Origin of the sequence: Rahnella victoriana, from assembly GCF_004330295.1 — a bacterium.
In the GTDB taxonomy this organism is placed as follows: Bacteria; Pseudomonadota; Gammaproteobacteria; order Enterobacterales; family Enterobacteriaceae; genus Rahnella; species Rahnella victoriana.
The window spans coordinates 226,010-239,784 of sequence record NZ_SJOJ01000004.1; the positions used below are offsets into that span (position 1 = coordinate 226,010).

Annotated in this window: 9 protein-coding genes; 5 read left to right on the forward strand and 4 right to left on the reverse strand. The window is 53.1% G+C overall.

Features of this window, described 5'->3' with window-relative positions:
* Positions 1 to 163 precede the first annotated feature (163 nt).
* Positions 164 to 1,759, forward strand: a complete 1,596-nt coding sequence (locus EYY67_RS05440) for an ABC-F family ATPase (RefSeq protein ID WP_013574725.1) — start codon at positions 164 to 166, stop codon at positions 1,757 to 1,759.
* A 196-nt stretch (positions 1,760 to 1,955) separates the two neighbouring features.
* Here the strand turns inward: EYY67_RS05440 and moeB are convergent, their stop codons facing one another.
* Together moeB and moeA are read right to left on the reverse strand one after the other, a co-directional pair.
* Positions 1,956 to 2,714, reverse strand: coding sequence for a molybdopterin-synthase adenylyltransferase MoeB (gene moeB / locus EYY67_RS05445; protein ID WP_131693004.1), 759 nt, complete (start codon positions 2,712 to 2,714; stop codon positions 1,956 to 1,958).
* A 2-nt stretch (positions 2,715 to 2,716) separates the two neighbouring features.
* Positions 2,717 to 3,958: a molybdopterin molybdotransferase MoeA gene (moeA, locus tag EYY67_RS05450; protein WP_119822191.1), complete on the reverse strand. Its 1,242-nt coding sequence runs from the start codon at positions 3,956 to 3,958 to the stop codon at positions 2,717 to 2,719.
* Between the two features lie 245 nt (positions 3,959 to 4,203).
* Here moeA and EYY67_RS05455 point away from each other — a divergent pair, with 245 nt between their 5' ends.
* Positions 4,204 to 4,437 carry a DeoR family transcriptional regulator gene (locus tag EYY67_RS05455; protein ID WP_013574728.1) on the forward strand — a complete coding sequence of 78 codons (234 nt, stop codon included), beginning with the start codon at positions 4,204 to 4,206 and terminating at the stop codon, positions 4,435 to 4,437.
* A 73-nt stretch (positions 4,438 to 4,510) separates the two neighbouring features.
* On the opposite strand, the gene EYY67_RS05460 is transcribed toward EYY67_RS05455, so the two are convergent.
* Positions 4,511 to 7,345 carry an autotransporter family protein gene (locus EYY67_RS05460; RefSeq protein ID WP_242675575.1) on the reverse strand — a complete coding sequence of 945 codons (2,835 nt, stop codon included), beginning with the start codon at positions 7,343 to 7,345 and terminating at the stop codon, positions 4,511 to 4,513.
* 404 nt (positions 7,346 to 7,749) lie between these two features.
* The gene (gene tsgA, locus EYY67_RS05465) at positions 7,750 to 8,949 is read right to left on the reverse strand and encodes an MFS transporter TsgA (protein WP_095922701.1); all 1,200 of its coding nucleotides are present in this window, start codon (positions 8,947 to 8,949) and stop codon (positions 7,750 to 7,752) included.
* Positions 8,950 to 9,226: 277 nt separating this feature from the next.
* On the opposite strand from tsgA, the gene EYY67_RS05470 reads away from it, so the two are divergent.
* The 3 genes from EYY67_RS05470 to gsiB all read left to right on the forward strand — a co-directional run bounded on the left by EYY67_RS05470 (position 9,227) and on the right by gsiB (position 13,734).
* Complete coding sequence (locus EYY67_RS05470) at positions 9,227 to 10,240, forward strand: isoaspartyl peptidase/L-asparaginase family protein (protein ID WP_131693006.1); 1,014 nt, start codon at positions 9,227 to 9,229, stop codon at positions 10,238 to 10,240.
* Positions 10,237 to 12,105: a glutathione ABC transporter ATP-binding protein GsiA gene (gsiA, locus tag EYY67_RS05475; RefSeq protein ID WP_131693007.1), complete on the forward strand. Its 1,869-nt coding sequence runs from the start codon at positions 10,237 to 10,239 to the stop codon at positions 12,103 to 12,105. The genes EYY67_RS05470 and gsiA overlap by 4 nt, the downstream gene beginning before the upstream one ends.
* Before the next feature lie 72 nt (positions 12,106 to 12,177).
* The gene (gsiB, locus tag EYY67_RS05480) at positions 12,178 to 13,734 is read left to right on the forward strand and encodes a glutathione ABC transporter substrate-binding protein GsiB (protein WP_119822195.1); all 1,557 of its coding nucleotides are present in this window, start codon (positions 12,178 to 12,180) and stop codon (positions 13,732 to 13,734) included.
* Positions 13,735 to 13,775 lie beyond the last annotated feature (41 nt).

A 13,775-nucleotide genomic window follows, 5' to 3' on the forward strand; every position in this document is an offset into this window, starting at 1 on the left:
GCCCGGCTTATGCCGGGTTTTTGCTTTTTAGATCCCTCTCACCGGGCGCATCAGGCACTTTTTTAGCTATTGAGTGAAAAATGAACACAACTACAGGCGATCCTGACGCGCCGTTGTGGCATAATGCGCGCCAAATCACATTTCCCAATTAAGAGCGAGCGTTGTGCTAAGTACTTACAACATCACCATGCAATTCGGCAGCAAGCCGTTATTTGAAAACATTAACGTGAAATTTGGCGGCGGTAACCGTTATGGCCTGATTGGCGCGAACGGTTGTGGCAAGTCCACTTTCATGAAGATCCTCGGTGGCGATTTAGTGCCTTCCGGCGGTAATGTCGTCCTCGACCCGAACGAACGTCTGGGTAAATTACGTCAGGATCAGTTCGCCTTCGAACAATTCAGCGTGCTGGACACCGTGATCATGGGTCACACCGAATTGTGGGAAGTGAAGGAAGAGCGCGACCGCATTTACGCCATGGCGGAAATGAGCGAAGAAGACGGCTATAAAGTGGCTGATCTGGAAGTCGCTTACGGTGAAATGGACGGCTACAGCGCCGAATCCCGTGCCGGTGAATTACTGCTGGGCGTCGGCATTCCTGTTGAACAACATTACGGCCCGATGAGCGAAATCGCTCCCGGCTTTAAACTGCGTGTGTTGCTGGCGCAGGCCCTGTTCTCCGACCCGGAAATCCTGCTGCTCGACGAACCAACGAACAACCTGGACATCGATACTATTCGCTGGCTGGAGCAGGTGCTGAACGAACGTAACAGCACCATGATCATCATTTCGCATGACCGTCACTTCCTGAACATGGTGTGTACGCACATGGCGGATCTGGACTACGGCGAACTGCGTGTTTATCCGGGTAACTACGACGAATACATGACGGCGGCAACGCAGGCGCGTGAACTTCTCAGTGCTAATAACGCTAAGAAGAAAGCGCAGATTGCTGAACTGCAATCGTTTGTCAGCCGTTTCAGCGCCAACGCCTCCAAATCTAAACAGGCGACTTCCCGTGCCCGTCAGATTGATAAGATTCAGCTTGATGAAATCAAAGCATCCAGCCGTCAGAACCCTTACATGCGTTTCGAGCAGGACAAGAAATTGTTCCGTAATGCGCTGGAAGTGGAAAAAATCACCAAAGGTTTCGACAACGGTCCGCTGTTTAAAAACCTCGGCCTGATGCTGGAAGTCGGCGAAAAAGTCGCGATTCTGGGTGCCAACGGTATCGGTAAATCGACCCTGCTGAAAACGCTGGTCGGTGAGCATGAGCCGGAAAGCGGTTCAGTGAAATGGTCCGAAAACGCTAAAATCGGTTATTACGCGCAGGATCACGAATACGAATTCGACGATACCCTGAACGTGTTCGACTGGATGAGCCAGTGGAAATCCGAGAAAGACGACGAGCAGGCTGTGCGCGGTGTGTTAGGCCGTCTGCTGTTCGGTCAGGACGATATCAAGAAGAAAGTGAAAGTGCTTTCCGGTGGTGAAAAAGGTCGTATGTTATTCGGGAAACTGATGATGCAGCGTCCAAACATCCTGATTATGGATGAGCCAACCAACCACCTTGATATGGAATCCATCGAATCGCTGAACATGGCGCTGGAAATGTATGAAGGTACGCTGATCTTCGTTTCCCACGACCGTGAGTTTGTCAGCTCGCTGGCAACGCGTATTCTGGAAATGACCCCGACGCGCGTCATCGATTTCTCCGGTAATTATGAAGACTACCTGCGTAGTCAGGGCATCAACAGTTAATTCGCTGCATCCTTCGCGTTGTCTCGGCGTTGGCTGCCTTTACTCACCCCGGTCACTTACCGATGTAAGCTCCCGGGGATTCGTGCAGTTGCCGCCTTGATACAACGCGAATGATTTTGCGAATTGTTTTGGGTGCCATAAAAAATAGAAAACCGCCGATAAAGGCGGTTTTTTTGTGTCTGAATTTACTGATTCATCATTCCCCGCACACTTCACAATGCGGGTCTTTCATCAGTTTCATTTCGCGGAACTGTAATGTCATGGCGTCGAACATCAGCAGTTTGCCGCGCGGAGTCTCGCCGAATTTTGTCAGCAGCTTGATGGTTTCCATCGCCTGCAAACTGCCGATGGTGCCGACCAGCGGGGCCATGACGCCTGCTTCCACGCAGGTCAGGGCGTTTTCACCGAACAGGCGGCTCAGGCAACGGTAGCAAGGTTCCTGCGGCTGATAAGTGAATACGCTGAGCTGGCCTTCCATGCGGATGGCCGCGCCGGAGACCAGTGGTTTTTTCTGCGCGAAACATTCACTGTTTAGTTGATTGCGCGTCGTGACGTTGTCGGTGCAATCCACCACCACATCGCAGGCGGCAATCAGGTCGCGCAACAAGGCGTCATCCGCCTGTGCATTCACCTGATTTAAGCGGATATGCGGATTGATTGCTGCCAGTGCCACGGCGGCGGAGGCGACTTTCGCCATGCCGATCCGCGCATCGGTGTGCAGCGTCTGGCGTTGCAGGTTTGAGAGCGACACCGTATCGAAATCCAGCAGGGTTAATGTGCCGGTGCCTGCTGCCGCCAGATATTGCGCGGCGGCGCAGCCTAAACCGCCCAGCCCGACAATCAGCGCATGGCTGGCTTTCAGCTGTTCCTGACCGTCAAAATCAAACCCTTGCAGAACGATCTGGCGGTTATAACGCAGGGTTTCAGCGTCCGTCAGTTCCGGCAGTTGAGGCATATTCAGCTCCGCAACAGGGCGTTAAAGGGTTCGATTTCAACGATGTCGCCTGCGGCCACGTTGTCGCGTTCGCGCTCAAGCACGATGAAACAGTTGGCCTGACTGAACGAACTGAACACGTGCGAACCCTGATGACCAGTGGTGCGCACTTCTAACTGACCTTCTCCATTGGTGCTGAAGATACCGCGCTGGAAATCGAGACGGCCCGGCGATTTTTTCAGTGGTGTCACCGCTTTTGCCTTCAGGCGCGGCGGGAATTGCCAGGCAGTATGACCCGAGAGTTGTGCAATAAAAGGCTGAACCAGCTGATAAAAGGTCAGCGCGGCAGACACCGGGTTGCCCGGCAGCCCGCAGAACCAGCTATTTTTCAGTTTACCGAAGGCGAAAGGTTTACCCGGCTTCATGGCCAGTTTCCAGAAACCAATTTCGCCCAGCTCATCCAGCATCTGCTTGGTGTAATCGGCTTCACCGACCGACACTCCCCCGCTGGAAATGACCAGATCGGCAAAGTCATTGGCTTCTTCGAAGGCTTTACGTAAGGCCTGTGGATTGTCGCGGATAATGCCCAGATCCAGCACGCTACAACCCAGTTGTTCCAGCATCAGACGGACGGCGAAACGGTTGGTATCGTAAATCTGACCTTCCTGCAAAGGCGTTCCCACGGGTTGCAGTTCATCACCGGTGGAGAATACGGCCACTTTCAGCGGTTTCCACACGTTAACGTCAGTCACGCCCAGAGATGCCAGCAGCGGCAATTCTGCTGCGCCGAGACGCACACCGGCAGGTAACACGCTGTCGCCTTGTTTGATGTCGTCACCGGTCAGGCGGATGTTTTGGCCTTTCACCACATTGGCGGTGAAACGTACGCCCGAGTCAGACACTTCTGCCTGTTCCTGCATGATCACCGCATCAGCGCCCGCAGGCACCGGCGCACCGGTCATGATACGGATACAGGTTCCGGCAGGCCATTCGCCGTGAAAAGGTGCACCGGCAAACGCTTTGCCCGCGACCGGCAACACGGCGCCGTCATGTAATTCGTCGCAACGTACGGCGTAACCGTCCATTGCCGAGTTATCGAAAGGTGGCACAAAAACCGGCGAAAGCACTGGTGTGGCGGTGATGCGGCCTGCGGCTGTGGCGAGTGGTAAGGATTCGGCACCCTGAGCGTTACTGGCTGGCACAAAGGCGCGCATTTTAGCCAGCGCCTCGTCAAGTGAGATCAAACCGGCAGTATTGAATTCCATGAAAATTCCTTAGTGGTTCATCCCGGCTGTGCGGGTATTTTCACCGGAGCCGGGCAGGGAAGTGGAGCATCCGCATAGTATGACAGAGAAACGCAGCGAACCAAAAATCACGAAAGGCGTAAAAAATTCGCGGGGATTGGTGAAAAATTGAGATCGATCCCAAAATTAACAATGTAACGCAGGTATCATAGTTTCCGTTATTTGTGACCACCGTCACACAACTGTCATACAAACAGGAATAACCGGTGCTTAAAAAAAATCGCCATCAGGCCATCCTTCAGTTGGTAGAACAACATGAAGTGTTACAGGTTAGCGAACTGGCACAATCGCTGGATGTGAGTCTTGAAACGATCAGACGCGATCTGAGTGAAATGCAGGACAAGGGATTGATTTTACGCCGTCATGGACGCGCGCGTCGTCTGGCCGCTCAGCCTGAAACATCCTGGCTAAACAGTTTGCAGCGCTGCCCGCAACTTTGATTGCGTAAGCAGAATAAGAAACGGGAAGGCTTAATGCCTTCCCTTTTTTATGCGCTGGATCTACTGGCCGGGATCAGAACCGTCCCTGAATACCAATATGGCCGACATAGCCTTCCATATCGCCGTCAAAACCTTTGACGTATTTCACATCAGCATACACTGAGGTATTTGGCGCAAGTTGTGCCGTCATGCCTGCACCGGTCTGCCAGTATTGATCGGAGAAATCCGTGGTGCTGATATCGGTTCCGCCGACATTGATATCCGGTGAGTCTGAGAAATTACTCAGTACATCGGCAGTCAGATAAGGTTTGAATTTTTCACTGGCTTTATCTTCAGCCTGATCACGGAACAAACGCAGCCCGGCGCGCGCAGTGCCCTGATTGACAGACACACCGGAAATATCAGAAATCTCATCGCTGAAATCTTCAGCATTCAGATACTGATAAATTATCTGACCCTGAGGTTCGATTTTCCAGTTGGTGCTGACCGTATAAGGTTTTCCCGCTTCCGCAGACAGCAGCGCGCCGTAGCTGTCCTGTTTCGCGTCATGCAGGCTGTCATACTGATTGCGATACCAGGTGAACTGGCCGACGAGATCGATATAAGCCCCATCTTGTGCATAACGGGTGTAATACCCACCCAGACTATACGCATCACTGCGCACTGATCCGGCGTCAGCGCGTTTACCGGCCAGGGTGCGCACCTGATCCTGCGTGTCAGTGCTTTGATTACCCAGGGTTGCCATGATACCGGCGTGGACCCGCGTGCCGTTTTTCAGCTCATCCTGATACAGATCGGTCCCGAACTGTGCAAACCAGTAATCACTGTCGTAATCAAAACGGCCTGCGTCAAAAGTGGTGTGCTCGCCGCCGGTTCTCGCCCATGACGGGTTGTTATAGCCTTTGCCGTAAGCTTCGGTGTCGCCCATGCGTTCATGCAAGGTTCCCGCGATACGCATGCCGTAATACAGGTTCAGATAAGGTGCCGCGATATAGCCGGGAATTTCGCCACGGTATGTTTCAGGCGTATCCGGAGTAGGCACAGGAATATCCGGAGTCGGAGTATCTGGCGTTGGAACATCAGGAACCGGGACATCGGGAACCGGGACGTCAGGTGTTGGAATTTCCGCGCGCAGGTACCAGTCATTATTATCGCCGGTCGCCTCTTTGCTGCCTTCGAAAAGGTAATAGTCGTAAGCCCCTATGCTGACGCTATTTTCCAGACTGAATAAGCCATTATGGCGGCTGGCATCATCAATCTGAGCGACCCGGATCCCGTCGTTAATGGTCTCTGCTGCCGTACCCGACGTGGAGATATTTAATCCGAACTGCCCGGAGGCGTTGCCGGTAACGTGAATTAAATCGCCGGCACTGTTTCCCTGCGCATCCTGTTCCAGCGACGTATTCATAAAGAACGTACCGTTGCCTGACAGAGTTTGCATTTCCAGCGTTTTATAATCACCTTGATCGGAAAACCGGACGCTGGCGTTATTCATGTTAAGAGAGTCAATGCGGGAGGAACCGGTCATCAGCCACTGACTGTCCTGCGCATCAATATTAATCGTACCGGCAGGGGCAGACGTCAGCGCCGCGCCATTTATTGCACTGCCTTGCCAGGTTGAATTAAGCAAATTGAGCGTGAGCTGGCTGGCGATTGGATCTTCATCGGCGCTTAGTGCAATAAGGTTACCGTTAATGATGCTGCCGTTGCTGGCATCGACCGACAGGTTGGCAATCTGGCTGGCATTGCTTCCGGCGACAACAAAGGCATCGGCGGCAGTCAGAGTACTGTTATCGAGGGTAACGGCCCAGTCGCCTTCGCTGGCATGCACACCTTGAGTTTTGCCGGTAAGCTGAGAGTTTTTGAGGCTCAGCGCGCCACCAAAGGCATAGTCCGGCGTATCGTAGGAGGTGATCAGGTCAACCAGCGGTTTATCCGATTGCGTATTTTCCATTATCACCTGATTAAGATGAACTTTCCCCTGATGACTGATTTCTATGCCGCTGGTGGTATTGCCGCTGCTGATAGTGCCATTGAGCACCGAGACAACAGAGTTTTCGTTTGAGCTGATCGCTGCGCCTGCGGAATGGACATCGGTGTCCACTAAGGTGACGTAGCTGTTTTGATTGCTTTCGATGGCCGTGCTGCCTGCATATTCTGTATTAACAGAACCGCCGTTCATTAACACACCGCCATTGCGGGTGGAATAAATCGCCCGCGAACCCTCGCCAGTGGTGGTAATTACCGCGTCATTGGAAAACAGAATAAATCCATTGTCTTCAGCATATAAGGCGTTGGTATGCTTACCGTGGGTGGTCACTGCGCTACCACTTCCCGTGATAAGAACGTCGTTTCTCTTGTGCAGGCTGGGATTGATGTTGTTTAAAATAATGCCTTCTGAAAAGTCACCCGCAGTTGTGATATTGACTTTATTGATGGTGCCCATTGCCCCATTCTGGATAACCAGACCATCAGAGCCATTATTCATTGAATTAATATTCAGAGTGCCAGCAATCGTCGCGGTGGCATTATCATTCACTGTGAATGCGGGGGTGCTGTTATTATAGGTATTTACAGTGACATCATTTGTAGAAAGGAAAGAGGTTCCTGCACCTTTCATAATAATGCCTATACTTTCTCCATAAGTATTGACGATAAGCGGGCCGAGTAAATTAACGCTTCCGCCCTTGGAAATGAGCATGGCTTCAGTAAACGAGCCATGGGTGGTAATCGTCACCGGGGCCGCGACAGACTGTGTCAGCGTGCCGCCATCATGAATATAAAAGGCGGGAATACTGACATTGGAACCTTCCGACCAGGTAGTGGCATTGATACCATCAAGATACCCTTCGGCAGAAAGGTCAAAGGGGGCGGTTCCGCTGATATCAAAAATAGGTGCATTTGTCACATTGCCAAATTCATCTTTATCACTAATATCTGTTGCAAGCGCGTAATTTGCCAGAGAGACAGATATTGCCAAAGGGGTCAGTTTTATTAATCTAAATGCAAATGTTTTCCATTTTCTAGGTTCATTGTCCATTTTATATAAAGTCCTGTCAGGATTTTTGTTAAAGAGTCTGCAGGACATTCTACGCAGTTTTATTAATAAGGTTATTAATTGTATATTAAGGAATGCTTAATTTTAGATGTTTACGAATGTGTAATATGAAGGCGTTAACGCGATGAATACAGAGGATTAAATAATATTCGATGATAATGTTGTTTCAAAGTATATATATTATCGATCGGATGAACACAAAAAAAGCCGACCGCAAAAATACGGTCGGCTTTTTAGTACTCAAATAGCGTTTTTTAGTGCGCGGTGACTTCGTGATTAATCTTCTCTGCCTTGCTCTTCAGGCTGGCAAGCACCACCATCAGCACCAGCAACGCATAGGAAATGGTCGCGATGTTCAGCGCCCAGAACAGACCGTATTCGTTGTAGATGAAGGAGGAGAAGGACGCGAAAATCAGCGTGCCGACGGAACTGGTGGTCAGCAGCGCGGAAGTCAGCGTTGGCGGGGAGTTTTTCACCTGCAGGCTGCCGTAGCTCATCAGACCGGAGAACATCCCGGAGTTACAGAAACCGAACAGACCGACCGCGAACAGCACCAGAGACGGCGAGTTGCTGGTGGTCAGCACCGCCAGACTTGCCATACCGACAACCACGGAAATCAGCAGGAAAGTACGCAGTTTGACGAAACGCACGGTGAACTGATTCAGGAACAGGCCAATCGCTTTCACCATCCAGTACGTGGTGATGTAAATCGCGGCGCGGTCAGTTTCCATGCTGAAATGCTCATGCAGCCAGCTTGGCATCCACAACGTGAAGACCAGCTCGGTGAAGACAAAAGCAAACAGCGCGATACACAGGAAGAAGACCGCAATGCCCCACGGCTCTTTCGCCACGTTGTGCGTGGATTCGTTTTTCACCGGTTGCGGCACATTTGGGAATTTCTGACCTGCGCACAGCAAAATCATCAGCAGGCTCAGTACACCCATGATGCCGTACATCGCCAGCCAGCTTGCACCATGTTTAAACAGGAAACCCAGCACCAGCGACAGCGTCATACCAGAAAGCGCAAAGAAGAAGTCGGTGAAGATTAAGTTCGCGGAACGTTTTTTCGGATCGTCATTGATACGCACCACCAGATAGCTGCCGATAGACATCATCAGACCCGCCGTGGCACCAATCAGGAACACGCCCACACCAAACAGCGTAATCGACGGCATGATGAACAGCGCGATACACACCAGCACGGAAATAAACGAGCCGGTCATCAGCTGTTTGCCCAGATCAAACTTACGCATCAGGATGCCACTGATCATAATTGGCAGGAACAGGCCGATGTTCATCAGAGAGAACATCTGGCCGATAAAGCCCGGATCTTTGTTAAACGCGGTGGCCACCGGCCCGATCACAATGCCCAGAGTGGAAACCAGTCCACCGGTAAAGAAATAGCTAAGCCATGAGATCACATTAATCCGACGGCGGTTATAAACAGTTTCCATAAACTGATTTCCTAAAAAGAGAAAATAAAAAAGCCACGGAAAGCTTATCCAGAGGTGCTTTTATCCGCAGTTAAGACGTTTATTATTGCTGTTCTTTGGTCATTTGTCCCGCGAGTATATTCAATTGCAGCATTTGTTTTTCCTAAACAATCTAAGCAATTAGCGACCTTTTGATGGCGCGACATTTCTGCTTTACATACTGTAGCGGGCTAAATATAGTCAAAAACAGATCAACATTTTCCTATACATAAATACAACATCGAAAGGTGCAGCGCTAATGAGTTTTTCTACTGATAATTCAGCGGCTTCCGTTTCGGACAAGAAGCGGGCGGTTATTGCGATCCACGGTGGTGCAGGGGCGATTACCCGCGCGGCAATGAGCGCTGAAAAAGAACGACTTTACTTAGCCGAACTGGAGAGAATAGTCGCGTCCGGACAGGCGATTCTGGCCGCCGGCGGCAGTGCACTGGATGCGGTCACCGAAGCGGTGCGTCTGCTTGAAGAGTGCCCGTTATTTAATGCGGGCAAAGGCGCTGTTTTTACACATCAGGGAACGCATGAGCTTGACGCCTGCATTATGGACGGCCGCACGCTGGATGCCGGTGCGATAAGTTGTGTCAATCATATCCGCAATCCGATCCTGACTGCCCGTAAAGTGCTGGAAGTCAGTCCGCATGTGATGTTTACCGGCGCGGGGGCGGAAGCCTTTGCCCGCGAAAACGGACAGGAAATGGTCGGCCCGGACTACTTTTTCACGCAGGAACGTTATGACCAGCTGCAACGGGCGATTGCCGCTGATCAGGGCGTGATGCTTGATCATGACGGCGCAACGCTGAATGCGGCTGTGTCAGATGATCCGCTCGATCCGGAACGTAAATTTGGCACCGTGGGCGCGGTGGCAATGGATGCGCTGGGTAATCTGGCGGCAGCGACCTCCACCGGCGGCATGACCAACAAACAGGCCGGACGCGTCGGCGATTCGCCGATCATTGGTGCCGGGTGCTACGCCAGCAATAATACCGTGGCGATTTCCAGTACCGGCACCGGCGAAGTGTTTATGCGCACGGTGGCGGCCTATGACGTCGCCGCGCTGATTGAATACGCCGGTCTTTCTCTTGAAGAGGCGACACGTAAAGTCGTGCAGGAAAAACTGCTGCCTCTGGGCGGCAGCGGCGGCATGATTGCGGTAGATAAGTTTGGCAACGTGGAACTGCCGTTCAACAGCGAAGGCATGTACCGTGGATTTGCACGGGTGGGCGACGCGCCCGTCGTCAGCATTTACCGCGCATGAACAGCCCGATGAAACCTTCTCTTATTCTGCCCCCCGACCACGTGCTGGCTGTCAGTCAGCTCAGTGTGCAATTTGCGCATGAAGGTCAGGTGATCCCGGCGGTTAATCAACTCAGTTTTCAGGTGAAACGCGGCGAAACGCTGGCGATCGTCGGGGAATCCGGCTCCGGAAAATCCGTCACCTCGCTGGCGCTGATGCGTCTGGTAGAGCAGGGCGGCGGCCAGATTTCCCAGGGCGAGATGCATTTTCGTCGCCGTAACGGTGAAGTGGTGGATCTGATGGCGGCCTCGCAACCTGCCATGCGTAACCTGCGCGGCGCAGACATGGCGATGATTTTTCAGGAACCCATGACCTCGCTCAATCCGGTTTTTCCGGTGGGTGAACAAATCGCCGAGTCGATCCGTCTGCACCAGAATAAAGATCACCGCGCTGCCCGTGCCGAAGCGTTACGGATGCTGGATCTGGTGCGTATTCCCGAAGCCCGCAATATTCTCGACAGCTACCCGCATCAGCTTTCCGGCGGCATGCGTCAGCGGGTGATGATCGCCATGGCGCTTTCCTGCAAACCCGCGCTGCTGATTGCCGACGAACCGACCACGGCGCTGGATGTCACCATTCAGGCGCAAATTCTGCAACTGATCCGCGTGCTGCAAAAAGAGATGCAGATGGGCGTGATTTTCATTACGCACGATATGGGCGTGGTGGCCGAAATCGCTGACCGGGTGCTGGTCATGCATCAGGGCAACAGCGTGGAAAACGGTCGCGTCAGTGAGATTTTTTACTCACCGCAACAGCCCTATACCCGCACGTTACTGGCTGCGGTGCCGAAACTGGGGTCGATGGCGGGTAAACCGCTGCCTGCGCGTTTTCCTTTACCGGAGCAGGAAGAAAGCGACCCGGAACTGGTGCAAAACACCCTGACGCCGGGCGTGCCGCCGATTTTACAGGTGCGAGATCTGGTGACGCGATTTGACCTGCGCAGCGGCATATTTAACCGCGTCACCCGCCGTGTTCATGCGGTGGAAAAAGTCAGCTTTGATTTGCATCCCGGCGAGACGCTGGCGCTGGTCGGGGAATCCGGCTGCGGGAAATCCACCACCGGCCGCTCGCTGCTGAAACTGGTGAAAAGTCAGGGCGGTACCATCACCTTTAACGGCCAGACGCTGACGGATATCGGCGGCAGCGAACTGCAACATCTGCGACGCGATATTCAGTTTATCTTTCAGGATCCCTACGCCTCGCTCGATCCGCGCCTGACGGTGGGCTATTCGATCATGGAGCCGCTGCTGGTTCACAAGCTGGCAAAAGGCGCAGAAGCGGAAGCCCGCGTGGCCTGGTTGCTGGAAAAAGTCGGGCTGCTGCCGGAACACGCGCAGCGGTATCCTCACGAGTTTTCCGGCGGCCAGCGCCAGCGCATCTGTATCGCCCGCGCACTGGCGCTCAATCCCAAAGTGGTGATTGCCGACGAATCGGTTTCCGCGCTGGATGTCTCCATCCGCGCGCAAATCATCAACCTGCTGATGGATTTGCAGAAAGAGTTCGGGCTGGCATTTCTGTTTATTTCTCACGATATGGCAGTGGTCGAGCGGATCAGCCATCGCGTGGCGGTGATGTATCTCGGGCAGATTGTGGAGATCGGCTCGCGGCGTGCGGTGTTTGAAAGCCCGCAACATCCTTACACCCGCAAACTGATGGCGGCGGTGCCGGTTGCCGATCCGGCGCATAAGCGCAAGGAACAGGCGCTGCTGGTCGATGAAGTCCCCAGCCCGATCCGTGCGCTCAATGATGACCCGCTGGTGGCACCGCTGGTGAAAGTTGGCGAAGGGCATTTCGTCGCACGGCACAGTATCGCGGGTATTTACTGATTTTTCTGACGGCTTATTTTGAGCCGTCAATTCTTAGCAAGACAAACGGGTAAGACAGGAAAAGGAACTGACATGAATCAGCAGAAATCTAAAGGTAAGAACGTTGTCCGTCAGGCCGTGCTCGCTGCCGCTGTTTTCGGTTCGCTGGCCTCGGCTTCTGCGTGGGCAGCCAAAGACGTGGTGGTCGCCGTAGGCTCTAACTTCACCTCGCTCGATCCCTACGACGCCAATGACACGCTGTCACAGGCGGTTGCCAAATCCTTCTATCAGGGACTGTTTGGCTTCGATAAAAACATGAAGCTGGAGAATGTGCTGGCGGAAAGCTACACCGTCAGTCAGGACGGTCTGGTGTACACCATCAAACTGCATCCGGGCATTAAATTCCAGGACGGCACTGATTTCAACGCCGCTGCGGTGAAGGTTAACTTTGATCGCGCCAGCAACCCGGACAGCCATCTCAAGCGTTACAACCTGTTCAAAAATATCGCCAGCACCGAAGCGGTGGATGACACCACGGTAAAAATTACGCTGAAAACCCCGTTCTCGGCGTTCATCAACATTCTGGCGCATCCGTCTGCGGTGATCATTTCCCCGGCGGCGCTGACCAAATACGGTAAAGATATCGGCTTCCATCCGGTCGGTACCGGCCCGTATACGCTGGATCAGTGGAACCAGACTGACTTCGTGAAAGTGAAGAAATTTGACGGCTACTGGAAAAAAGGCGAGCCGAAACTCGACACCATCACCTGGCGTCCGGTGGTCGATAACAATACCCGCGCGGCCATGCTGCAAACCGGCGAAGCGGATCTGGCCTTCCCGGTACCTTACGAGCAGGCTGCGCTGCTGGCGAAAAACGACAAACTGGATCTGGTGGCTGCGCCGTCAATCCTGCACCGTTACATCAGCTTTAACGTGACGCAAAAGCCATTCGATAACGTCAAAGTCCGTGAGGCGATCAACTACGCCATCAACAAACAGGCGCTGATCAAAGTCGCGTTTGCCGGTTACGCGGTGCCATCAGAAGGGCCGTTGCCGCAGGGCATCGAATACGCCGCGAAATTCAAACCCTGGCCGTATGATCCGGCAAAAGCCAAAGCCTTGCTGAAAGAGGCCGGTTATCCGGACGGTTTCACCACCACGCTGTGGTCATCGCATAACAACAGCACCGCGCAGAAAGTGTTGCAGTTCACTCAGCAGCAACTGGCGCAGGTGGGCATCAAAGTCACCGTGACCGCCATGGACGCCGCGCAGCGTGCCGCACAGGTTGAGAACGTCGGGCAGAAAGAAGCGGGTATTCGTATGTTCTATACCGGCTGGTCAGCCTCTACCGGCGAAGCAGACTGGGCGCTGTCGCCATTGTTCTCCACGCAGGCCGCGCCGCCGAAGCAGTTCAACACGGCGTTCTACAGCAATGCGCAGGTGGATAAAGACTTGTCGGATGCGCTGAAAACCACCGACAAAACCGAGAAAGCCAGACTGTACGCCGATGCCCAGAAACAAATCTGGACCGATGCGCCGTGGGCCTTCCTGGTGACGGAACGTCTGGTGTCTGCCAATAATAAACGTCTGACAGGCTTTTATGTGATGCCGGATACGGCCTTCAGCTTTGAAGATGCCGATGTGAAATAACAGACGGTGAAGCTTTCAGGGCGTGTGGCGCACAGCGTGCG